The organism is Leptotrichia buccalis C-1013-b, from assembly GCF_000023905.1.
Lineage (GTDB): Bacteria > Fusobacteriota > Fusobacteriia > Fusobacteriales > Leptotrichiaceae > Leptotrichia > Leptotrichia buccalis.
In genome coordinates this window covers 1,867,390-1,892,260 of the sequence record NC_013192.1, presented here as the reverse complement: position 1 = coordinate 1,892,260, position 24,871 = coordinate 1,867,390, and the positions used below count along the sequence as shown (strand labels likewise).

Sequence of the window (24,871 nt, the reverse complement as noted above, 5' to 3'; positions counted from 1 at the left end):
ATTTTCTTTATTACTCTGTAATTGTTACAATTTTTTTGTTTTTCATAATTATAGTCAATCGTGTTTAAAATTTTTATTCCCTTTTCATAATATTCTCAAATTTATTTAATATTCTAGTTTAATTCGTTTTGAGCAATATAGTTTAAATATTTATTAAGAACTATTATATTATGATAATTTTAAACTGATTGACTTCTATAACTATGCTGTTTATTTTTTTTCGTATTATTATAACATTTTTTTATTTTCTTTACAACAAAAAAATCTCCCTAATTTAAATTTTAGAGAGATTTTTTCAATAGTTTTATTTTTTTTGTTAAAATTAACCAATTATCTTTTTTATTTAAAATGAATATCATAATTATTTAATAATTAATGTGCTTCCATCCATTTCAGCTGGTTTTTCCAATCCTAGTAAATCTAGCATTGTTGGAGTAATATCAGCCAATTTTCCATCTGTTCTCAATTTTGCATCTTTCATGTCGTTTGTGATGAAAATGAAAGGAACAGGGTTTACAGTATGAGCTGTATGAGGTTCTCCAGTTTCAGGATTTACTAATAAGTCAGCATTTCCATGATCCGCAGTAATTAATACTGCACCGTCTAGTTCCAATACTTTTCTTACAATTTGTCCAGTACAGTTATCTACCGCTTGACAAGCCTGAATAACAGCATCTACATTTCCAGTATGCCCAACCATGTCAGGATTTGCAAAGTTCAATACAACAGTATCAACTTTTCCAGTATTTAATTCTTCAAGTAATCTTTCCTTAACTTTGTAAGCACTCATTTCAGGCTGTAAATCATAAGTTGCAACTTTTGGTGAATCAGAAAGCAATCTGATTTCTCCTGGATATGGTTCTTCTTTTCCACCGTTGAAGAAGAATGTAACGTGTGCATATTTTTCAGTTTCTGCAGTTCTTACTTGAATTAATCCAGCTTTTGATACAATTTCCCCAAATCCGTTTATGATTGTTTCAGGCGGATATGCCACAGGTGAGCTAAATGTAGCGTCATATTGAGCCATTGTAACAAAGTTTACTTTAGGATAAACTTTTCTTTCAAATCCTTTAAACTCAGGATCAACAAAAGTTCTAGTCAATTGTCTAGCTCTATCAGGTCTAAAGTTTGCAAAAATTACACCGTCTCCATCTTTAATCAATCCATTGTCTTTTGCACCAACTTTTACAGGTTTTACAAATTCATCTGTAACTCCATCTGCATAAGAGTTTCTAATTGCTTCATCAGCTGTAGCCGCTAAGTTTCCTTCTCCAGAAGTCAAGGCATCGTAGGCAAGTTCCACTCTGTCCCAGTTGTTATCTCTATCCATTGCATAATATCTTCCAACAACTGTAGCGATTTTTCCTACACCAAGTTCATCCAATGCTTTTTGTAATTGTGCCAAGTATTCTACTCCACTTTCAGGAGCCGTATCCCTTCCATCCATAATCGCATGAACATAAACTTCTGTCAATCCTTTTTTCTTAGCCATATCAACTAATCCAATTAAATGTTCAATGTGGCAATGAACTCCACCGTCAGAAGTTAATCCTGTAATATGTAAAGCCTTTCCGTTCGCTTTTGTAGTTTCCATAATATCTGATAATACTTTATTTTCTAAAATTGTACCTTCTTTAATAGCTTTTGAAATTTTTGGCAGCATTTGGTAAACTACTCTTCCTGCACCAATATTTGTATGCCCAACTTCCGAATTTCCAAACTGTCCTTCAGGCAATCCTACAAATTCTCCATCTGCTCTTAATTCAGTATGAGGGTACTCTTTAAGATAATTGTTAAAATTAATCGGATGAGCCAATTTCACTCCATCAACCTGATTTTCATGATGGTTCATTCCCCATCCATCCAAAATTATTAAAACTACTGGTCTTTTCTTCATAAGCATTCTTCCTTCCATTTTTTAAATAACTTTCTTTTTCTACATCTATTATACAAATTTTTTCTAAATTTATCAAGGAATTTGAACAAAAAATTTATCTCTGTCAATTTATATAGTTTTTCAATGTAGTTATTCGAAAGAATTATTATTAATAAATGTCTTTTCTATAATTTTTATATTTTTTCTTTTTTTTAAGCAAAGGGGAACAGTAGCCATCCCCTTTAGAATCCTTACTTGTCTAAGCATTTTTTTGAAATATTCCTAAATTTTAATTACTTCTTCTAAAAAGTTCCCTTATTCTCAAATTATTCTTTCTACCTTTTAAAATCCATGAAATTGAACCTTGAAAAAAATACAGGCTTTTTAACCAATTTGGATTTATATAAATATCCTTATCACTTTTTAGAGTTAGAATATTAGTAGAAAATTTATCTAATACTTTACCTAAATTTTTGAGTGGTCCTTGTCCCAGTTTATATTTTTTCAAATACGGCAACAGTTCTCCTGCACCTAGACCAATTCCTTGTCCCCAGTCTGCCTTAACTTTCTCGCACCAATTTTTCATCTGCAAAATTGCCAACCGATTTTGTTTGCCTTCATAAAATCCATTATTAGCTATGCAATAAATTTTAGTTTCAGATTTTATAACTTTTTCCTTTTCAAATTCTACAAGTAATTTTAACAGATTGGACGGAATCCCATCAACATAGAGGGGAAAAAGAAATATCAAAATATCACTGCTATGAATTTCATTTTTAATTTTATCATTTAATCTAACAGAAATCGAATAATATTTTTTTATTTCATTGTCTTTAAGCAAGGGTAAAATATAATTTCCTAATATTTCAGAATTACTTTTGCCTACTTTTGGACTTCCATTTATTATACTAATTTTCATATTTCATCATTCTCCTAATTTTCTAAAAAAGAAACCTTAAAATTTTTCACATCTAAATTCACGCTATTAGCCTTTACTATTTCTTTAGCAACTGTCTTTTCATTTGGTGACAAATTTTTTCCATAAAAATATACATTTAAGTCAAATTTTGTTTTATTTCGTGTGATATGGTGCATCTCTTTATTTTTGAATTTAAAAAATGGTAATAAATATGGGATTGTCCTATCTAGCACATTTTTTACAAATGGACTGTAAGAACCATAAACACATTGACTTATAATCACAACTTTGTCTGCTTTGGAATATAATTTTGCTAAATTTTCATATCCGTCTCTAATTTTACATTTCCCTGGAGTTTTAATCCAGCATTCAAAACATCCCATACAGCTTTTAATTTTATTATTATCACAAATTATAGATATATCTTCATCATCGATTATTTTCTTTTGATCTATACTCTCTTTTATTTTATCCATAATTTTTTCCTTTTTTTCAATTTCCCACTTTAAATTTTCCAATTTTTCATTATCTAAATCATGTATAATTAATTCCATATTTATCACCTTCCATAGATATATTAAAATCTATCTGAAATTTAACTACTAAATTTAAGATTCAAACTCATACAGCAACTAGCAACTTTTCAATTCTCTTTTAAGATTACTTTGCTATACAAACTGATTTTATTATTTCCTCTATTTTTTCTTCCCAGCTTTCAGAATACTTTATATCATTTGTAATCATTATTGTTGTCAATCCTTGTACCAACGCCCACATTGCCACAATTTTATCTTGTATAGCCTGATTTGACACTCCCATTTTTTTTAGTATTTTCGTTGCCTCAAATTTTAATATACTAAAGGCTTTTTCATTATTATTTTCTACTTTTGAAAACTTTGAGAATAAATCTATTTTCATATTTTTTCTTGAAATTATAAAATGATAGTATCTATGATTTCCACAAAAAAACATAACATATGTTTTTCCTAATTTTACCAATAAATCCTCTTGATTTTCATATCTTTTCCTTGTTTTATCCAGTTCGGCTGCCAATATTCCCCATATATAATCGCTCATTGCGTAAAGTAAATCACTTTTTTTCTTAAAATATGTATACGGTGCTGCATTGCTTACTCCACACATTTTAGCCACTTTTCTTAAAGATAATTTTTCTTCTCCCACTTCATTTATCAGCTCTATCCCTTTTTCAATCAATTCTTCCCGTAAATTTCCATGATGGTAACTTTTTTTAGATTTTTCCATATTTAGCTTCTCCTAACTTCTATATCTTACCACTGTAAAGATTATACAATTAAATCTTATCACTGTCAAGTTTATTTGAGATTTTTTAAAATTTATAATTTCTCTAATGTATAAATTTAGATTATACCCAATTATTTTTAATATTAGAATTGTTTAGAAACTTAATATTCTTTATATTTAACAAGGGTTTGACCTCTTGCGAATAATATTTATTTCATTATATTTCTAAATTTACATGGTTATCAAATAGGTTTATTGAAATTGTACTTTTCTAATTTTATTTATTTATAACCATTATGATTAATAGTAGTTTTTTTCTATTTTTTATTTAATTTTTTTGTAACGTAAGGGCATTAGACACCATTTCCTTGTGTTAAAATAAATTAAAAAACATAAAAGAATAAACTATTATTAATCAAGATAACTCATAATGGACAATATAGAAAAAAATTTGTTCTTTATATCTTGATTTTTATTGAAAAAAATGATAATATATTGTGTAATTTGCATATATTGAATTATATAGCATTTTATTTCATAAGTAAAAATTATTGAAAGGAGAAAAAATGGCACATTCAAAATCATCTAAAAAAAGAGTTTTTATTGGTGAAAGAAATGCAGCTAGAAATCAAGCTATTAGAAGTAGAACTAAAACTTTCGTAAAAAAAGTGCTTGCCGCTGTTGAAGCTAAAAATGTCGACGAAGCTAAATCAGCATTAAGTGCAGCATATAAAGAATTAGATAAAGCTGTAACAAAAGGTGTTCTTAAGAAAAACACTGCATCAAGAAAAAAATCTAGATTAACATTAAAAGTTAATGCATTGGCAAATTAATTTTTTGTCACTGATTGATTTTAAAAAAATTTTTTTAAGATTAACAATTAAAATAAAAGACTATCCTAATATTTTTAAGATAGTCTTTTTTTATATATTTAATAAATAAAAATGGAAATAAAGCAATAAATATACTTACAGAAATAAAAAAATGAAGAATTTTAAAAATGTCCCCAAATTATCTCCAAAGATATTTTTAAATCTCTTCAAGTTATGTAATAAAGTATTATTTTATTTAATGGCGCACCTGACAGGAGTCGAACCCATAGCCTTCTGATCCGTAGTCAGACGCTCTATCCAATTGAGCTACAGATGCATTTATTAATTAGTTTATTAAAAAAAAATGGCGGAGAAGGAGGGATTTGAACCCTCGATCCAAGTTTTAGCCCGGATACTCCCTTAGCAGGGGAGCGCATTCGGCCTCTCTGCCACTTCTCCAAAAAATATAAATTTTAAATGGCGGGTGAACTGGGATTCGAACCCAGACATCTTGCGATTTCGCCGGTTTTCAAGACCGGTCCCTTAGCCGTTCGGACATCCACCCATACGTTACTCAATTAGTATATCATATGTTTTTATAATTTGTCAATAACTTTTTTAATTTTTTTTAGAAGGGACCATTCGCATATCTGAATTGTCCCTGCCTTGATTATTTTAAAAAATATATTTATCTTTAGTCTACAAATAATAAATTTACAATTTTTTCTATATAAGGAATTTTAAATTCTTTTTCTAAAATTGATGCTCCCGCCGCAACAATTTGAAAAATAATTAATAATATAAAAATTATAAAAAAAGCTAGATTTCCGATAAATATAATAAAATTTAATAAAAATGACACTAAAGTTAAAATTGTAATTGCCAAAGTCTGCTTTGAATATGCTCTTACAAAATTATTTTTATCTTCTAAAATTAATGCAAAAATTGGAATTAATAAGCCAAGTCCCATAAAAAAGCTCAGATTTACTATAAAAGCAGCTGCATTTGCTCTTAATCCTGCAATTGATTTTTGCTCACTGATATTATTACCCATAAACTCCTCCTAATATATTTTAAATATTTAATTTACTTGATTACGTAAAGAATTTTAACATAAAAAATCTGAAAAATCAAATTAAAAATCCGTTGTAAAAGGTAAAAAATAGTTTATTTAGCATTGATAAAAAAAGTAATATGTGATAAAATAAAAGAAAATGTAAAATATCAAATAAATAATGGAGGAGAAACTATGAGAAAAGTAATAGTAGCTGGAAACTGGAAAATGAACAAAACTGCAAAAGAGGCTGCACAATTCTTCAATGAATTAAAACCTTTAGTAGCAGATGTGAAAAATGCAGGAATCGTAATCGGAGCGCCTTTCACTGCATTAGAAACAGCGACTAGAGAAACTGCAGGAAGCAACATTAAAATCGCTGCTGAAAATATGAACGCTAAAGAAAGCGGAGCATATACTGGAGAAGTTTCACCATTGATGTTAAAAGATTTAGGTGTAGAATATGTAATTTTAGGACACTCTGAAAGAAGAGAATATTACCATGAAACTGATGAAATCATCAATGAAAAAGTAAAATCAGCATTAGCGCACGATTTGAAACCAATCTTATGTATTGGGGAAAAATTGGAAGAAAGAGAAGCTGGAACTACTAATGATGTTGTGAAAACTCAAATTGTTGGTGGATTAAAAGATGTTACAGCCGCTGAAATGGCAAACGTTGTACTTGCATATGAACCAGTATGGGCAATTGGAACAGGTAAAACTGCCACTCCAGAACAAGCTCAAGAAGTTCACGCATTCATCAGAGGATTATTAACTGACTTATATGGAAAAGAAGTTGCAGAAAACGTGACAGTTCAATATGGTGGATCAATGAACGACGCAAATGCAGCTGACTTAATCGCTCAAACAGACATTGACGGTGGATTAGTAGGAGGAGCAAGTTTAATTCCTGAAAAATTCGCTGTAATAATAAAAGCCGGAGATGCAGCAGCTAAATAATTGATTTAAAAAATAAAATTGATTAGCTATTCTCTTGTTTTGTAAATTATAGGAGGAACACGTGTTAGAAAATTTATTAATTATAGCTTTAGTAATTTTATCAATCATTATGATAAGCGTAATTTTACTACAGCCAGACAGAAGCCAAGGTTTAGCAAAAAGTTCTGCTAATATTTTGGATGAAGAAAAAGAAGGAATCGAAAAATTTACAGAAATTGTTGCGACATTATTTCTAGTCGTTGCAATTTTATTCCAAATTGTAAGATCGTAATGGAAAAATAATTTTTTGATTTTATAAAAGTATTGAAATCACAGTTAAAAATATTGGCTGTGATTTTTTCTAAAAAAATTTTTAAAAAACTATTGACAATGTACTGAATACGTGTTATAATAGACTTGTAAGTTGAAAATGACTATTTGTAAAACTTTTCAACTATTCCTAATTTTCAGATACTTTCTATTAGAAGTTATGATTAACGTTATTTTAGAAGGGAATGATATTTATGTCATATAGAAAAATCGAAAAAAGATTTAGAAAATTAGGCGGAAAAGTTGTACGTATAAAAGGTAGTCATTATCAATGGATGATCCCAGGTGTGGAAGGTGTGGTCACAGTACCATATTCAAAAGATATACCTGTAGGAACAGTAAAAAGTATTGAAAAACAAGTTGGGATTAAATTCTAGTCCCTTCTTGCTTTCACTAAAAATTATTATCCAATAATTTGGATGGGATTTAGACTACCCCAAAAACGAAGGGAATTCTTAATTTGGCAGAAATGCTAAAAAATTTTTTGAAAAAGTTTAATTATTTTAGAAAGATTAAGTGAAAAGAAAGTTATACGAGTAAAGAATAGTGATTCTGAATGAATGATTAAAAAAATAGAAAAATTTGAAATAATTATTTTGATTTAGCAGAGATGCTAAAAAAATTTTATAAACATTTTTATACACGTATTCAATACGTAAAATAGATAGGAGATAATGAAAATGGATGTATTTTATCCAGTAGTGGTAACTAAGGAAGATGGGACTTATTATGGTTGTATTGTTGATTTTGATAAGTTTGAAGATGGAGAGATAAATTATTATGCTACATTTGGAGACAGCATGGAGGAGGCTGTTTCAAATTTGAGAGAGACATTGGGTCTGCATTTGGCTGATTTTTTGGATGTAAGAAAAAAATTTCCTGAGCCTTCAAAAGTGGAGGATGTGAAACTGAAAGAAAATCAGTATTTGTATATTTTATCTGTTGATCCAGTGTATGAAGTGGCAAAAGTTACAAATGCACTTAAAAAGAAAACTTTAACAATTCCTGTTTGGCTAGATATATTGGCACAGGAAAAAAATCTAAATTTTTCACAGATTTTACAAAAAGCATTAAAAAAAGAATTAGGTATTGAGTAAAAAATATAGATATTAGGAGGTTTTTATATATGAAAGTTACAAAAGTTGGAGGAATTTCACATAAAAAATATACTAGTGAAGGAAGGCTTGTAAAAAGCGAAAGTGAAGAAAATAGGACTGATGAGAGATTATCTGCACTTTTAAATATGAGACTAGATATGTATATAAAAAATCCTAGCAGTACAGAAACAAAAGAAAATCAAAAAAGAATAGGAAAACTGAAAAAATTCTTTTCAAATAAAATGGTGTATTTAAAAGACAATACCTTAAGCTTAAAGAATGGAAAAAAGGAAAATATTGACAGGGAATATTCTGAAACAGATATTTTGGAATCCGATGTAAGAGATAAAAAAAATTTTGCGGTTTTAAAAAAAATATATTTAAATGAAAATGTAAATTCAGAAGAATTGGAAGTATTTAGAAACGATATTAAGAAAAAATTGAATAAAATAAATTCTTTAAAATATTCATTTGAAAAAAATAAGGCTAATTACCAGAAAATTAATGAAAATAATATTGAAAAAGTTGAAGGAAAGAGCAAAAGAAATATTATTTATGATTATTACAGAGAATCAGCAAAACGTGATGCTTATGTGAGTAATGTAAAAGAAGCCTTTGATAAATTATATAAAGAAGAGGATATTGCCAAGTTAGTTTTAGAAATAGAAAATTTAACAAAGCTTGAAAAATATAAAATAAGAGAATTTTATCACGAAATAATTGGAAGAAAAAATGATAAAGAAAATTTTGCTAAAATTATTTATGAAGAAATACAAAATGTAAATAATATGAAAGAATTAATTGAAAAAGTTCCAGATATGAGTGAATTAAAAAAATCACAAGTGTTTTATAAATATTATTTGGATAAAGAAGAACTTAATGATAAAAATATAAAATATGCTTTTTGTCATTTTGTGGAAATTGAAATGAGTCAGCTTTTGAAAAATTATGTGTATAAAAGACTGAGTAATATAAGTAACGATAAAATTAAGAGAATATTTGAATATCAAAATTTAAAAAAATTAATTGAAAATAAATTACTAAATAAATTGGATACTTATGTAAGAAATTGCGGGAAATATAATTATTATTTACAAGATGGAGAAATTGCAACAAGTGATTTTATTGCTAGGAATAGACAAAATGAAGCATTTTTACGAAATATAATTGGAGTTTCTTCGGTTGCATATTTTTCATTGAGAAATATTCTTGAAACTGAAAATGAGAATGATATTACAGGTAGAATGAGAGGAAAGACTGTAAAAAATAATAAGGGCGAAGAAAAATATGTTTCTGGAGAAGTTGATAAAATATACAATGAAAACAAGAAAAATGAAGTAAAAGAAAATTTAAAAATGTTCTATAGTTATGATTTTAATATGGATAATAAAAATGAGATAGAAGATTTTTTCGCAAATATTGATGAAGCTATTAGCAGTATTAGACATGGGATTGTGCATTTTAATTTGGAATTAGAAGGGAAAGATATATTTGCATTTAAAAATATAGCTCCTTCTGAAATTTCAAAAAAAATGTTTCAAAATGAAATAAATGAGAAAAAATTGAAATTGAAGATATTTAGGCAGTTGAATAGTGCGAATGTATTTAGGTATTTGGAAAAATATAAAATATTAAATTATTTAAAGAGAACACGATTTGAGTTTGTTAATAAAAATATTCCATTTGTTCCGTCATTTACAAAATTGTACAGCAGGATAGATGATTTAAAAAATAGTCTAGGTATTTATTGGAAAACTCCGAAAACAAATGATGATAATAAAACTAAAGAAATTATAGATGCTCAGATATATCTTTTGAAAAATATTTATTATGGAGAATTTTTAAATTATTTTATGAGCAATAACGGGAATTTTTTTGAGATAAGCAAAGAAATAATTGAATTAAATAAAAATGATAAAAGAAATTTAAAAACTGGATTTTATAAACTACAAAAATTTGAAGATATTCAAGAAAAAATTCCTAAAGAATATCTTGCAAATATACAAAGCCTTTATATGATTAATGCTGGAAATCAGGATGAAGAGGAAAAAGATACATATATTGACTTTATACAAAAAATATTTTTAAAAGGATTTATGACTTACTTGGCAAATAACGGAAGATTAAGCCTAATATATATTGGAAGCGATGAAGAAACAAATACTTCTTTAGCAGAAAAAAAGCAAGAATTTGATAAATTCTTGAAAAAATATGAACAAAATAATAATATTAAAATTCCATATGAAATAAATGAATTTTTAAGAGAGATAAAATTAGGAAATATATTAAAATACACCGAAAGATTGAACATGTTTTATTTAATTTTAAAATTGCTTAATCATAAAGAATTGACTAATTTGAAAGGAAGTCTTGAAAAATATCAGAGTGCAAATAAAGAAGAAGCTTTTTCAGATCAACTTGAACTTATAAATCTTTTAAATTTAGATAATAATAGAGTAACAGAAGATTTTGAATTAGAAGCGGATGAAATTGGGAAGTTTTTAGATTTTAATGGAAATAAGGTAAAAGATAATAAAGAATTGAAGAAATTTGACACAAATAAAATATATTTTGATGGAGAAAATATTATAAAGCATAGAGCTTTTTATAATATAAAAAAATATGGGATGTTAAATTTACTTGAGAAAATAGCGGATAAGGCAGGATATAAAATAAGTATAGAAGAATTGAAAAAATACAGTAATAAAAAAAATGAAATTGAAAAAAATCATAAAATGCAGGAAAATTTACATAGAAAATATGCAAGACCTAGAAAAGATGAAAAATTTACAGATGAAGATTATGAAAGCTATAAACAGGCAATTGAAAATATAGAAGAATATACTCATTTGAAAAATAAAGTAGAATTTAATGAGTTAAATTTGTTACAAGGTCTACTATTAAGAATACTTCATAGACTTGTGGGGTATACTTCGATTTGGGAAAGAGATTTGAGATTTAGATTAAAAGGGGAATTTCCAGAAAATCAGTATATAGAAGAAATATTTAATTTTGAGAATAAAAAGAATGTGAAATATAAAGGTGGACAAATTGTTGAAAAGTATATAAAATTTTATAAGGAATTACATCAAAATGATGAAGTAAAAATAAATAAATATTCCAGTGCAAATATAAAAGTGTTAAAACAAGAGAAAAAAGATTTGTATATACGAAACTATATTGCACATTTCAACTATATTCCGCATGCTGAAATTTCACTTTTAGAAGTGCTGGAAAATTTAAGAAAACTACTTTCTTATGATAGAAAACTTAAAAATGCAGTTATGAAATCAGTAGTGGATATATTAAAGGAATATGGTTTTGTAGCAACATTTAAAATAGGAGCAGATAAGAAAATAGGAATTCAGACTTTAGAGTCGGAAAAAATTGTACATTTGAAAAATTTAAAAAAGAAAAAATTAATGACTGATAGAAATTCAGAAGAATTGTGTAAACTTGTGAAGATTATGTTTGAATATAAAATGGAAGAAAAAAAATCTGAAAACTAAAAAATATAAAGTCGTTTAGTTCAAGAAAATGAAAATCTTATCTGGCGAAATAACTATCGGAGAAAAAATCATAAGAAAAGAAACAAAAATTTTGGAATATTAGTTTGCATTATGAGAAAAATGTGGTAAAATAAGACAAAGGGATAATCTAAATCAGTAAAAAAACAATAAATAATCAAATATTAAAATAAAAAGTAACATATTATCCCATAATTGGATGGGATTTAGACCACCCCAAAAATGAAGGGGACTAAAACAATATGACACATTCTAGCTTAACTTTCGATATAGATTTAGACCACCCCAAAAATGAAGAGGACTAAAACATATATATAAGTTCCTCAAATTAACACCATCAAAGATTTAGAATATTAATAAAACAATAAGAGCGATAAGGCTCTTTTTTATTTATTTAGAAATTGGAAAAAATATTAAAAAAAGTTTTAAAATTATTTACTACGTATTTAATACGTATTATAATAATTTTGTAATTAAAAAGATGATATGAAAAATAAATATAGGAGTTGATAGTTCTGAATTTATGTGATTATATCTTAGATTTTGTAAGTGGTTTATTTGGGGAAGAAGAAGTTGAATGTTGGTTGAATATTTTATTAGATTTCTTTTTTTCAAATCGGGTTTAGTATTAAAACTTTGAAATTAATATTTGGAAACAACTTTTGGATATTTTCACAATTTTTTAAAAAAAATGTTATAATAGTAAAAAATTTATAAAAAATCTTCAATTTAAGGAGAAAGATACTATGAAAATTAATTACAGAGGGATTGGATCTGATTTAAAAAATATATTATTTGAAGAATTTAGGAAAAATGAAAATACGCTTTTTGTATTTGAAAATTCGGCTTCGTTTTTTGAGATTAAAAGGGAATTTTTACAAAATGAGGAAATTCAGCAGGATTTAGGGATTTTTCAGAATTTTAGGTTGATAAATAGTTATGATTTTTATGAAAATGTCTTTGTTACAAATAAGATTGTGGTAAAAGAGGAAAAGCAGGTTGTACTGTTTTATAATTCGTTGGACGAAAAGTTGAAGAAAAGGCTGGAAGTGTCGAGTTATTACGATATTATTGATATTGCCTATAATTATTACAATTTGTTTGCGGAATTGCAGGAGCATAAGATTGATTTGGAAAATATTGAATTGGAAAATTGGCAGAAAAATTTGTTTGAAACGTTGAAAATGGTGGATGAAAAGGTAAAAGAGACTTGTCAAATGAAAGGTTTGATTTTGCCATATATGCTTAGAAATGTGGAAAATATTTCGGATAATTTTTTGAGAAAGTATAAAAAGATTTGTTTTGTAAATAAAGTGAGATTTTCTCCACTTGAAAAGGAAATTGTGAAAAATTTTGAGGAAAAGGGAATAATTGTGGAAAATATTTTGCAATTGTCAGAAAATGATTTTGATACGAAAGAATTGAAAATAAATGAAAGTTTTTCGTTGCCAGCGAAAGAGATTTTTGATGCGAAAGATATAAATATAGAAATTCATGAATTTAGCAGTAAATTTGGAGAATTGCTGGGGCTAGTGAGAAAATTGGAGGAAGTTGAGAAGGAGAGTAAAAAGGCGGGTAAGAAAAATGGAGCTTTGGGAGAGAATTATAGAATTTTTGAAGCACAGGAAAATGCTGAAGAGGCAAAAAGTGATTATCAGCTTTTGAGACAGCAAAAGATTTCTTCAAATTTGGAAATAACGATGAAAGACACTAAAATATACAAAATTTTGAATTTAATTTACAATTTGCTGGACAATATGAAAGAAATTAATAGAAAAAGTGGGGAAAAATTATTTTTATTTCGAGTGAAAGATCTTTATGACACATACAAATCTAATGATTTGCTAAATATTTTTGATTTGAAAGACAGCTACTACATTTTTCAGAACTTGGCTTCAAAAGATTATAAATACATTTCGAGAGAGGAATTGGAGCGAATTAATCAAGATGAACTGAAAAAATTGGAAAAAGAGAATCAAAAGGAGAAATTTAAGGATATTTATAAAAAAAGAATGACGGCTATCAGTAAAATTATTAAGTTTGTTGAAGAACTGGAGAAAGTTTACGAGTATACGACATTGAAGGAATATGGCGATTATTTGGAAAAAATTTATTTGAATAATGAGGAGAAAGTAAAAGAAGATAAAAATGTGAAGGATAAGTATTTTGAGGCTTTGTCGGAAATGGTTGTGCTGGAAGATTTTAGCTTTGACAATTTGTGGGATAAATTTTTTAATGAAAATATTTCAGCCAATTTATTAAAATTATTTTTGAAATATTTGGATAAAAAGTCGATTGGATTGAACTTGGAGGAAACTGCTGAAGAAGATTTGGAAAATAGGTTTTCGATAAATTCGTTTCAAAATATTTCTGAAAATACGAAGGAAAATATAATTATTTTAAATTTGCAGGATTCATTTCCAAAAATAAGAATGAATAACTTTTTATTCTCAAAAGTTCAACGTGCAAAAATGGGACTTCCAACAAGCGATGACAAAAAATTGATTGAAATGTTTAAAATTTATCAAAATATACTAAGTGCGAAAAATGTGTATTTAGCATATGTTAAGGATTTGGAGAAAAATATCGATTCGGCGAGCGTTATCGAGGAATTGAAATTAAAGTATGGAATTAAAGTGATAGAAGGTGAAATAAGTGAAGCGGAAGAGCTTTATTTTGTGAAAAAATATTTCTTGAAGGATAGAAAAGAGAAATGGGATAAAAAGGAAATTGGGGAGTTTATTCAATCAAAATTGGAGAAAGACCTTGAGAAAATAAATGCTGAAAAACTGAGTTTGGGATATTATTCATTTGAGAAAATGAGAGATTTTGAGTATGGGTATTATTTGGAAAAATTGATAGGGGAACAGGAAGTTGAAAAGGTTGAAGACGAACTAAATGTTAAGATATTTGGAACGATAATTCACGCTTTTTACGAAAATGTCGTTATGAAAAATAAGGCAGACTTGGAAAATAAAACTTTTGAAATTGATAGAAACCAGCTAGCAGAAATTTTGGAAAATGTAATAAATTCATTTGAGTACAAAGTTCCTAAAGAATATTTGGAATTTTACAAAAAAGTTTCATTTGAAGAAATTTTAAATTCAGCGGAAAAATATTTTGAAAAATTAATTAAGAAGCTGGAAACTGAAAAAGATATTCAAATTTATTTTGAAGAGAGAATAAAATTATCTTCGGAGAAAGAGCTGTTTGAGAATGTGTCCATTAATGGAGTTACAGATTTGCATATAAAAACGAGTGATAAAAATTATTTATTTGATTATAAGTCAGGGAAATTGAGAGATGGAAAAAAGGGCTATAAAACTGACAAAGTTTATAAAGCAATGGAACAGCTAGATTACTATTCATTAATGCTGGAAAATGACAATAATGAAAATATTGAAAAAATTATTGTAGATACTTGGGAAGGTGCGTTAGTATCAGATGAGAGAACTGAAGATAAAAAATTAACTAAGGAAAATATTGAGGAAGTAATTAGCAGATACAGAAATAACGAAGTTTATGATTTGGGCAATTTCAAAGATTCAAAAAATTATTTTTATAAAGAATATGCAAATATTTGTAGAAGGGAGGATGAATTAAGCGATGAAGACGAATAATATAATTTTGAAAGCTAGTGCAGGAACAGGGAAAACGTATAGATTGTCGCTAGAATTTATAGCTAATTTGATAAGAGGTGTTAATTATAAAAATATAGTCGTGATGACTTTTACGAAAAAAGCTACAGCTGAAATTAAAGAGAGAATTTATGATTTTTTACATCAAATCGCTTTTGACGAGGGTAACGGAACAGAATTAGAAAAAAATTTAAAAGAAATCTATAAATTTGATAATTTGAATAAAAAGGAATTGCAGAATATTTATTTTGAAATGATAAAAAATAAAGAGGATATTCGGATTTCCACAATCGACGGTTTTACTAACCAAATCTTTAAAAATGCAATAGCACCGTATTTTAATATTTACAATTACGAGATTTTGGACAAGGAAACAGATGAATTTTATTCAAAAGTTTTGATTAAAATTATTGAGAATAAAGAAATTTTTGAAAAATTTAAATTTATTTTTGATGAAAAGAAAGAGAAAAAAAATATTGGAGTCTATATAAAAATTATTGAAGAAATATTGGAGATGCATTCGAAATTTGTTTTGGCTAAGGATTTTGAGATGCCAAAGGATAAAAAAGTATCGTATAAGTTTATAGATGAACTGGATGGAATATTTGAGAAAATTGAAGAAATTGCTGATAAAAAGGGTAAAGATATAGAAGAAGTTTTAACAGCACCATTTCATAGTCTTTACAAGAAATACAGTATTTTAGTAAAAGATGAAAGTAAAAATGAAAATCAGAAAATAAAAGAAAAATTAGAGTTGATTGTTCCAGAAATAAATTTATTTTTTGAAAAAAAAATTTGGGATGGAAGAAAAACTACAGGAGCAAAAAATCAAGATGATAGAGAAGCATTGGAAGAAAGTTCTGAAGATTTAAAAGAAAAATTATCTGAATATATTTTTGTAAGCAAAGTACTGCCATTAGACAAAAAATTAAAAAATATCGCTCAAATCATATTTAATATTGCTCAAAAAATCAAAATTTCTTCAAAAAAATTTACTTACAACGATATTTTGGTGTACACGTATGAATTTATTTTTAATAAAGAACTAAAATTTGTGGAAAATGATAAAGTTACAGAAGAATTTCTTGAATTAATCGGTGGAAAAATAGACACGATTATGATTGATGAGTTTCAAGACACGAGCATTTTGCAGTGGAAAATTTTGAAATTAATGTTGAATACTTCAGAAAATATTATTTGTGTTGGTGATGAAAAACAAAGTATTTATAACTGGCGTGGCGGTGAAAAGGAATTATTTGAAAAATTGGAAACAATGATTGAAGGAAATGTTCAAACTTTGGATAAATCGTATAGAAGTTACAAGCAAATTATTGAGAATGTTAATAAAATATTTAATGGCTATGATTCTAATTGGAATTATACAGATTCTGGCTATAGGGAAGATGAAGAGTATCAAAGAGGATATTTTGGGTATTTTATTCAAGATACGAAAGAAAAAAAAGAAAAAATTTATACAAAAATTGTTGATATGATAAAAAATGGTCAAATCAAAAATTTAGGTAAAAGTGCAGTTATCTGCCGTAAAAATGCTCATTTAAAAGAAATCGCAGCAGTATTGAATGAGGCAAAAATTCCGTATACGCTTGAAAGTAAAGCAACGATTTTGGAGTATAAGCCGATTGTTTCAATGTACCAGTTAATTAAATTTTTTGCATTTGATAATTTTAAATATTTGCTGGAATTTGTAAGAAGTGACTTGATTGGCGGATTGAATAGCCACGTAAAGTATCTGCTTGAAAATAAAAATGAGATTATGAAGTATATTGGCGAAAATTCTAAAATAAAAGGTTTTGAAGAGTTTATTAACATTCAAAAAGATGACGAGATAAAAGGAAAACTTTTAGGATATAAAAAAATTAATACTTTAGAAAGAAATGGTTTAATTTTTGAAGGAATTATCGAGAAAATTAAAGAATTGAGAGCATTGTCGATAAACTTGAATGATAAATATCAAAAAGAAAATTTTTCAAGAAAACTTGTTGAGAGCTTTGAGATAACGAAATTTTATTCTACAAACAGTGATTTGAAGAATATTTTTATATTTTTTAACATTTTGAAAAAATATAATAATTTGTATGAATTTGTAACATTTATCGAGGAAGAAAAGGAAAATGTGAAACAGGTTAGCAGCAAGGATGTTAATGCAATAAATTTGATGACAATTCACGCTTCAAAAGGATTGGAGTTTGATACGGTATTTTATTACAAGAGAAAAACAAATAAAGGAAATCCAGATAAAGATAATTTTAAAAGCTATTTAGATTTTGATGAAAAATTTAATGATATGAAAAAATTTGTGATATTGTTTACAGATTATAATAAAAGAATGATTAGAAATGAATTGAGTGAAATGAGAGATAAAAATTCTCAAAAAGAAATGATGGAAGAAATTAACAATGATTATGTTGCATTAACTCGTGCTAAAAAAAATCTGATATTACTGTTTGACGCTGAAATAACAAAAGACAAGCAATATGCTGATTCTTTAGTGAAAAGAGTGATTGATGTTTATAAAGATGAGAATGAATATAAAAAAGGTAAAATTGTGGAATCAAAAATTCCTGAGGAAACAACAGACACATCAGATGTGAAAGTAAGCGATAATTTATTTAAAACATATTTTGACGATGACAAATTTGTTGTAAAAAAATCTTCAAATACATTGGAAAATGAGTTTAAGCGTAAAAAAGGACTTGCAATGCACTATTACTTTGAGCATATTTTAAATGACTTGGAAAATGATAGAATAGTTGCAAAATCAGCATTGTACAGCCGATATGGAAATATGCTTGGAAAAAAAATTGTTGAAGATTTGATAGAAAGACTGGATAAATTCATTTCGAAAAATTTAGAAATGTATAGCTCAAAATACAAGGTTTATACAGAATTTGAGATTTTAAATGCAGATGGCGAAAAAAGAATTATTGACAGAATTAACATTGATGAGAAAAATAAGAAAATTTATATTTATGATTATAAGACTGGATTTGAGCCTGAAACGAACGAGAAGTATCAGGAGCAGATTAATGAATATAGGGGTATTTTGGAAAATAAAATTTGTGGATATGAGATAGTTGCTAAATTATTGGAAGTCTAAAAACAAATAAGACATTTTTGTTTAAGGTTTATAAAATAAATTATTGCTAATAAATATATTTTCTTAAACATTTATTTTTTTTAGTTTTAAAAAAAAAACGGATTTTTCTATTTTAAAAATAAGATTAATAGGTTATAATAGTATAAAATGATTAAAATTTAGGAGGAAAGATATGTCAATATTAGTTTTTGGACACAAAAATCCAGATACAGATACAATTTGTTCAGCGATTGCTTATGCGGAACTAAAAAATAAATTAGGAAAAGATGTTAAGGCTGTAAGACTTGGGGAAATTAATGAAGAAACTAAATATGCCTTGAACTATTTTAAAGCTGAAAAACCTGAATTGGTGGAAAATGTGGCTGGAAAAGAGATTATTCTAGTAGATCATAATGAAAGAACTCAAACTGCTGAAGGATTTGAAGAAGCAAAAATTTTGGAACTGATTGATCATCACAGAATTTCAAACTTTAATGTAGACGAGCCTTTGTATGCAAGAGTAGAGCCTGTTGGATGTACTGCGACAATCATTTTGAAATTATTTAAGGAAAATAATCTTGTGCCAAGCAAGGAAACAGCAGGGCTTATGTTAAGTGCGATTATTTCAGATACATTATTGTTCAAATCTCCAACTTGTACAGAATGTGATATAAAGGCTGGGAAGGAATTGGCTGAAATCGCTGGAATAAATGCAGACGAATACGGACTTGAAATGTTAAAGGCTGGAACTGCTCTTGGAGATAAATCTGAAGCAGAACTGTTAAATATGGATATGAAAATCTTTGAAATTGACGGTATAAAAATTGGTGTTGCACAAGTTAATACTGTAAATGAAGCAGAAGTTTTGGAAAGAAAAGAAAAATTGCTTGCTGAAATTGATAATATTATTGTAAAAGATGGACTAAAATTCTTTATGCTTGCAATTACAAATATTTTGACAAATGATTCTACAGCTCTTGTTTCAGGAGATGGAAATGATGTTATTGAAAAAGCATTTGGAGAAAAAGTTGACAGCAATTTGGCAACTTTAAAAGGTGTAGTTTCAAGAAAGAAACAAATTATTCCGCCATTGACAAAAGCAATTCAAGGATAAAATTACAAAAATAAAAAGTAAGGAACTTAAAGAATGGCAATAGTAAAGTTAAAAAGAAGAGAAGAATTAAAAATATTATTTGCAATAAAATTGCCTGAAGTTATTTCTGAGCTTTACAAGGCGGTAAGAAGTAAAAGAATTGCAGATGAAATAGTAAGAAATTCTCTTAAAATAAAGAAAAATAGAGTGATTAATACTTTAGAATTAGTGGACGGTTTTGGGAATCAATTTTCTGTACTTGTTATTTATGATAATATTTTGGAAGAAAAGGAGCTTCTAAAATATAATATGGAAATTGAGGAAATTAATTTTAGAATTTTGGAATTTGATTTTAATGGTAAAATGGAAATTGAGGAAATGATAGGACATATAAAAACAATATATAATTAAAGCCACTATTTTTAAAATAAAAAAATGTTAGGAAAGATCATGAAAAAAATAGTAATACTATTTAGCATTTTAATGTTATTAATTGTAAATGTTGCAAATGCTAAAAGAAACAAAACCAAAAAAACAAGAAATACAGAAGAAAATAAAAAAGTAGAAAAAGTAGAAATAGGAAGTAAAAAATTTAATAAAATAATGGAAGAATTTCGGCTGGAAGCAACTATAAAAACTACAAAAGGGGATATTTCATTTTACTTATATCCTGAAGCAGCTCCTAAAAATGTCGCAAATTTTGTATTTCTGGCAAAGAAAAATTTTTATAATAATTTACCTTTCCATCGAGTTATTCCGAATGGATTAGTGCAAGGCGGAGATCATAAAGGTGATGGAACGGGAACAACAGGTTATTATGTAAATGATGAATTTGTGAAATGGCTAAATTTTAATTATGCAGGAATATTAGCTTTGGCAAATTCTGGGCCTAATACTAATAGTAGCCAATTTTTTATAACAATGCAAGCTATAAGTAGTTTGGACGGGAAGCATACTATCATTGGTGGAACAAAAACACGTGAAGATTTAGGAATAGTAAGATTATTAAGACAAGGTGATAAAATCTTAGATATCGAAATCAAAGGAAAAAATGTCAATAGATTTTTAGATTATTTCCCAAATGAAGTTGCAGAATGGGAAAGTAAATTAGAAAAACCTTCCCTTTCAAACGAATAAAATAAAAATAGAAAGCTCTCAATAAAATTTTGAGAGTTTTTCTTTTAAATCCAGTTTTAAATAAATATAGTTCACAAGTTATACTAAAAGTGCTATAATAAATCTAATTCTTAATTAAAAAAAGATTCAAATATATTACAGTAAAATTGAAAAGAGGAAATATGCATAAGGAGTTTGCAGAAATTTACGATATTTTTATGAAATATGTAAATTATGATGGATGGTATAAATTTTTACGAACATTTATTAAAAAAAAAGGGAACAGTTCTGGATTTGGGATGTGGGACTGGGGAATTTATATGGAGATTTTTGAAAGATGGATTTTCAGTTATTGGAGTGGATTTGTCAGAAAAAATGCTGGAAATTTCTGAAAAAAAATTAAAAGAGAAAAATTTGAAAAATAATAACTATAGTCTGATAAACGAAAATATTATAAATTATGAAAATAAAAAAAATAAAAAAAATAATAAAAGTGAAATAAATCAGGTTGATTATATTATTTGTAATTTTGATACGGTAAATTATTTGAAAAATGAAAAGGAATTTTTGAAATTTATTGAGAAATGTAATCGGAATTTGAAAAAAGGTGGATATTTGATTTTTGATGCTGTGACGGAAGATATTTTTGAAGAAATATTTGAAAATGATATATTTTTGGATGAAGAGCTTGAATATACAAGTATTTGGCGGCATGAAAAGTTAGGCAAAAGAAAACATCTTGTGGAAATTGATTTATTCATTCGTGAAAATAAAAATGATAATTTGTTCAGAAAATATAACGAAGTTCAAAACAAATTTATTTATGAGCCTGAATGGATTGTGGAAACTGTGCAGAATAAAGGATTTGAAATATTTGATACAGCTTCTAATCCTGAATTTGGGGAAAGCAGAATATTTTTTGTTTTAAAAAAATTATAAAAAAGGAAGTAAGTTTTATGAATTTTGAAAATGAAAAAAATAATTTAGAAAATAATAACAATAAAGATTTAACTAATGATAAAATAATTGATGAAGAAGAAAAAAGAAAACAGAGACTTTTTGAAATAGAAAAAAAACTGGGTAGGCATAATGATGAAAAAGAAATAAAAAACAAAAGAAATAGTAAAGTTATGAAATATTTTGCACTTGCTACAAATATGGTTTATATTTTAGCCTTGCCAATATTAATTATGTTAGGATTTTATATGCTATTAAAAAGATACTTGTTTAAGACAGATCAGCCACTTGTTTTAATTGTATTTTTAATAATAGGGGCAGTTTCAGGATACTGGTCACTTATAAAACAAGTGAACAATATAAAATAATTTATTAATTTTAAAAATAAATTGAGGAAAGGAAAAATGAAATGCTTGAAAGGATGCCAGGAAATATAAAAAAAGCATACATTATTTCTATTTTTATTATGGCAATTTTTTTTATTATGGGAATAATTTTTAACTGTGTGGAACTTTATTTTGGATATTTAATTGGAGCCATTATTTCTATAATAAATATAAATTTACTTGTAAATGGAGTGCATAAAATTCTCTATTTTCAAAATAATCCAAAGTTTAGGGGAAATTTTGAATATTTAAAACGAATGGCTATATTTTGCCTTGGAATGTTTATTGTTGGAAAAGTTAGTCAAAAATATTTTGAAAGTCATGTTTTAACAAATATTGCGGCAACAGGAGCTGGAGCATTAAATTTTAAAATTTCATATTTATTGTGTCATTTGAAAGAAAAATTCTTACTTAGTAAAAAATAGTAAATAAAATTATTTAAAATAAAGTTAATATTAAACTTGAAAAGTGAAAAAAGTGTCGTATAATTAGAGTAGAAATGTTTATTAAAAAACAAAAATTTGAAAAGAGGTAGAAAAAATGGCACAAAGAATTATTTTGAATGAAGTTTCGTATCATGGTTTTGGAGCAATAAACCACATTACAGAAGAAGTAAAGAAAAATAAATTCAAAAAAGCATTTATATGTACAGATAAGGGGCTTTTAGAGTTTGGAGGAGTATCAAAAATTACAGATTTACTAGATAAAGAAAATTTAGCGTATGAAGTTTTTTCTGATATTCAACCAAATCCAACTATTGAAAATGTAAAAGATGGTGTTGAAAAATATAAGTCTTCAGGTGCTGACTACATTATCGCAATTGGTGGAGGTTCACCAATGGATACTGCAAAAGCAGTTGCCATTATTATAAATAATCCAGAATTTTCTGATGTAAGAAGTCTTGAAGGTGTTGCAGACACTAAAAATAAATGTGTACCAATTATCGCTGTTGCAACAACAGCTGGAACTGCTGCAGAAGTTACAATTAACTATGTAATCACAGATGTTGAAAAAGACAGAAAATTTGTCTGTGTAGATCCCCACGATTTACCAATTATAGCAATTGTTGACCCTGGAATGATGACAAGCATGCCAAAGGAACTTACTGCTGCAACTGGACTAGATGCCTTAACTCATGCAATTGAAGGATTTACAACAAAAGCTGCTTGGGAAATGACTGACATGTTCCATTTAAAAGCCATTGAATTAATTGCAAAATATTTGAGAAGTGCTGTAAATAATGAACCTGAAGGACGTGAAAAAATGGCACTTGCTTCATATTTAGCTGGAATGGGATTCTCAAATGTAGGACTTGGAATTGTACACTCAATGGCACATCCACTAGGAGCATTTTATGGTACTTCACATGGAATTGCAAACGCAATAATTCTTCCAACTGTAATGGAATACAATGCTGAATTTACTGGAGAAAAATTTAAAGCTATCGCAAAAGCATTTGGCGTAAAACATACAAGAAAAATGTCGCCAGAAGAATATAGAAAAGCTGCAATTGACAAAGTAAAAGAACTAGCAAGCGATGTTGGGATTCCAAACAACCTAAAAGGGATTATGGATATAAAAGATTTGGACTTTATTGCTGAATCTGCATTAAATGACGTTTGTACAGGTGGAAATCCACGAGATACAAATTTAGAAGATATAAAAGAATTATATAAAAAATTATTATAGTTAAATTATCAATGTCGTGATTTTTTGGAAATAAAAATTACTGTCTGAGCGAAGCGAGTTTAATTTTTGTTTTCAAAAAATGCTTAGACAAGCCGGGTTTGCAAAGGGGATGGCGACTGTTCCCCTTTGCTTAAAAAAAAGAAAAAATATATAAATTATTGGAAAAATATTCATTAATAATAATTCATTTTATAAAACTAAAAAATAATTGTTTATCTAAATATTAAAGAAAATAAAAAAATATATTTTGATGTTTTTTATTTATACAAATTCTCAACATATTCACTTCTTTCTCCATTTTCATCATAAACAAAAATTGGCATTTCAATAGAAAATCCTTTCTTTGCATTTTTTATTGCTTCTAAAAGGCAAATTTTTGAGTTTTCATTCCATTTTGTATAGCAGTTTTTCATTCGTTTTGGCTCTAAATTATATTTTTGTAAAAGCGATAGAACTTCTACTAGACGTTCGCTTCGGAATACAATTGAGAAACTTCCCATATTTTTTAATAAGTAAGAAGAAATTTTTATTATTTCTTCAAGTGTTAAATTAATATTATGTCTTGCGTTTGCCAGTTGTTCCAAATTGTTTGTTTGGGAAATATCGCCAGTAAATTCAAAATATGGGGGATTTGTAACGATGGTGTCAAATTCGTCACGGTTAAAAATATTTTTATAATTTTTTATATCTTCGTTTATTATTTTAACCTGATTTTCAAATTTATTGCCATTAATATTTCTTATGGTAATTTCCGCCATTGTTTCTTGTAATTCTATGCCTGTAATTTGAGCTTTTGACCGCTGTGCCAGAAGTAAAGCGATAATTCCACAGCCAGTCCCAATATCAAGGATTTTTTTAGTTTTTCGATTAATTTTTACAAAGTCTGCAAGCAAGACAGAATCAAGTGTAAAGTTTTGAAAGTCATTTCGTTGAATGATTTTCATATTTTTTATTGGAGTAACTGTTTCTTCTCCGTTTTTTTTCATAAAATGTAACTCCTTTTTTATTTTATTTACTTATTTTTTATAAAAATAAATGCGGAAAATAATTCCCGCAATTAAAATTTGTAAATTCA

The 24,871-nt window shown here is 27.1% G+C and carries 22 protein-coding genes and 3 tRNA genes; 16 read left to right on the top strand and 9 right to left on the bottom strand.

The genetic code is table 11. The features are described 5' to 3' along the window. Positions 1 to 361: 361 nt before the first annotated feature. From gpmI to LEBU_RS08925, 4 genes are all read right to left on the bottom strand, one after another. Positions 362 to 1,897 carry a 2,3-bisphosphoglycerate-independent phosphoglycerate mutase gene (gpmI, locus tag LEBU_RS08940; RefSeq protein ID WP_015770014.1) on the bottom strand — a complete coding sequence of 512 codons (1,536 nt, stop codon included), beginning with the start codon at positions 1,895 to 1,897 and terminating at the stop codon, positions 362 to 364. A 268-nt stretch (positions 1,898 to 2,165) separates the two neighbouring features. Next, entirely contained in the window at positions 2,166 to 2,795 is a 630-nt protein-coding gene (locus LEBU_RS08935; protein ID WP_015770013.1) for an NADPH-dependent FMN reductase family protein, read from the bottom strand. A gap of 14 nt (positions 2,796 to 2,809) precedes the next feature. Continuing rightward, positions 2,810 to 3,349: a flavodoxin family protein gene (locus LEBU_RS08930; RefSeq protein WP_015770012.1), complete on the bottom strand. Its 540-nt coding sequence runs from the start codon at positions 3,347 to 3,349 to the stop codon at positions 2,810 to 2,812. Between the two features lie 106 nt (positions 3,350 to 3,455). Next, a complete protein-coding gene (locus LEBU_RS08925; protein ID WP_015770011.1) occupies positions 3,456 to 4,058 on the bottom strand; it encodes a TetR/AcrR family transcriptional regulator in 603 nt (200 codons plus the stop codon). A gap of 566 nt (positions 4,059 to 4,624) precedes the next feature. Here LEBU_RS08925 and rpsT point away from each other — a divergent pair. Then, positions 4,625 to 4,891, top strand: coding sequence for a 30S ribosomal protein S20 (gene rpsT / locus LEBU_RS08920; protein ID WP_015770010.1), 267 nt, complete (start codon positions 4,625 to 4,627; stop codon positions 4,889 to 4,891). A 239-nt stretch (positions 4,892 to 5,130) separates the two neighbouring features. Here the strand turns inward: rpsT and LEBU_RS08915 are convergent. From LEBU_RS08915 to LEBU_RS08900, 4 genes are all read right to left on the bottom strand, one after another. Further along, a tRNA-Arg gene (locus LEBU_RS08915) sits at positions 5,131 to 5,207 on the bottom strand. Positions 5,208 to 5,235: 28 nt separating this feature from the next. Further along, a tRNA-Ser gene (locus tag LEBU_RS08910) sits at positions 5,236 to 5,329 on the bottom strand. 19 nt (positions 5,330 to 5,348) lie between these two features. After that, positions 5,349 to 5,435, bottom strand: a tRNA-Ser gene (locus tag LEBU_RS08905). Positions 5,436 to 5,564: 129 nt separating this feature from the next. After that, the gene (locus tag LEBU_RS08900; protein ID WP_015770009.1) at positions 5,565 to 5,924 is read right to left on the bottom strand and encodes a magnetosome magnetite crystal formation protein family; all 360 of its coding nucleotides are present in this window, start codon (positions 5,922 to 5,924) and stop codon (positions 5,565 to 5,567) included. Positions 5,925 to 6,119: 195 nt separating this feature from the next. Here LEBU_RS08900 and tpiA point away from each other — a divergent pair, with 195 nt between their 5' ends. The 15 genes from tpiA to fucO all read left to right on the top strand — a co-directional run bounded on the left by tpiA (position 6,120) and on the right by fucO (position 23,796). Continuing rightward, positions 6,120 to 6,887, top strand: a complete 768-nt coding sequence (gene tpiA / locus LEBU_RS08895) for a triose-phosphate isomerase (RefSeq protein WP_015770008.1) — start codon at positions 6,120 to 6,122, stop codon at positions 6,885 to 6,887. A gap of 61 nt (positions 6,888 to 6,948) precedes the next feature. After that, on the top strand, positions 6,949 to 7,158 hold the full coding sequence (secG, locus tag LEBU_RS08890) for a preprotein translocase subunit SecG (protein WP_015770007.1): 210 nt from the start codon (positions 6,949 to 6,951) through the stop codon (positions 7,156 to 7,158). Between the two features lie 232 nt (positions 7,159 to 7,390). Next, positions 7,391 to 7,573 (top strand): type II toxin-antitoxin system HicA family toxin, encoded by a 183-nt coding sequence (locus tag LEBU_RS08885; protein WP_015770006.1) that lies wholly within the window; start codon positions 7,391 to 7,393, stop codon positions 7,571 to 7,573. A 303-nt stretch (positions 7,574 to 7,876) separates the two neighbouring features. Then, positions 7,877 to 8,293 (top strand): type II toxin-antitoxin system HicB family antitoxin, encoded by a 417-nt coding sequence (locus LEBU_RS08880; RefSeq protein ID WP_015770005.1) that lies wholly within the window; start codon positions 7,877 to 7,879, stop codon positions 8,291 to 8,293. A gap of 29 nt (positions 8,294 to 8,322) precedes the next feature. Further along, positions 8,323 to 11,802: a type VI-A CRISPR-associated RNA-guided ribonuclease Cas13a gene (gene cas13a, locus LEBU_RS08875; protein WP_015770004.1), complete on the top strand. Its 3,480-nt coding sequence runs from the start codon at positions 8,323 to 8,325 to the stop codon at positions 11,800 to 11,802. Positions 11,803 to 12,566: 764 nt separating this feature from the next. Next, a complete protein-coding gene (locus LEBU_RS08870) occupies positions 12,567 to 15,440 on the top strand; it encodes a PD-(D/E)XK nuclease family protein (protein ID WP_015770003.1) in 2,874 nt (957 codons plus the stop codon). Next, entirely contained in the window at positions 15,427 to 18,576 is a 3,150-nt protein-coding gene (locus tag LEBU_RS08865) for a UvrD-helicase domain-containing protein (RefSeq protein WP_015770002.1), read from the top strand. Before LEBU_RS08870 ends, LEBU_RS08865 begins: the two co-directional genes overlap by 14 nt. A gap of 172 nt (positions 18,577 to 18,748) precedes the next feature. Continuing rightward, positions 18,749 to 19,669, top strand: a complete 921-nt coding sequence (locus LEBU_RS08860; RefSeq protein ID WP_015770001.1) for a manganese-dependent inorganic pyrophosphatase — start codon at positions 18,749 to 18,751, stop codon at positions 19,667 to 19,669. Positions 19,670 to 19,702: 33 nt separating this feature from the next. Then, positions 19,703 to 20,059, top strand: coding sequence for a hypothetical protein (locus LEBU_RS08855; protein ID WP_015770000.1), 357 nt, complete (start codon positions 19,703 to 19,705; stop codon positions 20,057 to 20,059). Between the two features lie 39 nt (positions 20,060 to 20,098). Further along, positions 20,099 to 20,785, top strand: a complete 687-nt coding sequence (locus LEBU_RS08850; RefSeq protein WP_015769999.1) for a peptidylprolyl isomerase — start codon at positions 20,099 to 20,101, stop codon at positions 20,783 to 20,785. 161 nt (positions 20,786 to 20,946) lie between these two features. Beyond that, the gene (locus tag LEBU_RS12300) at positions 20,947 to 21,156 is read left to right on the top strand and encodes a hypothetical protein (RefSeq protein ID WP_238974549.1); all 210 of its coding nucleotides are present in this window, start codon (positions 20,947 to 20,949) and stop codon (positions 21,154 to 21,156) included. Continuing rightward, positions 21,059 to 21,703, top strand: a complete 645-nt coding sequence (locus LEBU_RS08845; RefSeq protein WP_238974544.1) for a class I SAM-dependent methyltransferase — start codon at positions 21,059 to 21,061, stop codon at positions 21,701 to 21,703. Before LEBU_RS12300 ends, LEBU_RS08845 begins: the two co-directional genes overlap by 98 nt. A 17-nt stretch (positions 21,704 to 21,720) precedes the next feature. Continuing rightward, positions 21,721 to 22,089 carry an AtpZ/AtpI family protein gene (locus tag LEBU_RS08840; protein WP_015769997.1) on the top strand — a complete coding sequence of 123 codons (369 nt, stop codon included), beginning with the start codon at positions 21,721 to 21,723 and terminating at the stop codon, positions 22,087 to 22,089. 41 nt (positions 22,090 to 22,130) lie between these two features. Further along, a complete protein-coding gene (locus LEBU_RS08835) occupies positions 22,131 to 22,532 on the top strand; it encodes a hypothetical protein (protein ID WP_015769996.1) in 402 nt (133 codons plus the stop codon). A 115-nt stretch (positions 22,533 to 22,647) separates the two neighbouring features. After that, complete coding sequence (gene fucO / locus LEBU_RS08830) at positions 22,648 to 23,796, top strand: lactaldehyde reductase (protein WP_015769995.1); 1,149 nt, start codon at positions 22,648 to 22,650, stop codon at positions 23,794 to 23,796. Positions 23,797 to 24,053: 257 nt separating this feature from the next. Here the strand turns inward: fucO and LEBU_RS08825 are convergent, their stop codons facing one another. Beyond that, entirely contained in the window at positions 24,054 to 24,782 is a 729-nt protein-coding gene (locus LEBU_RS08825) for a tRNA1(Val) (adenine(37)-N6)-methyltransferase (protein WP_015769994.1), read from the bottom strand. Positions 24,783 to 24,871 lie beyond the last annotated feature (89 nt).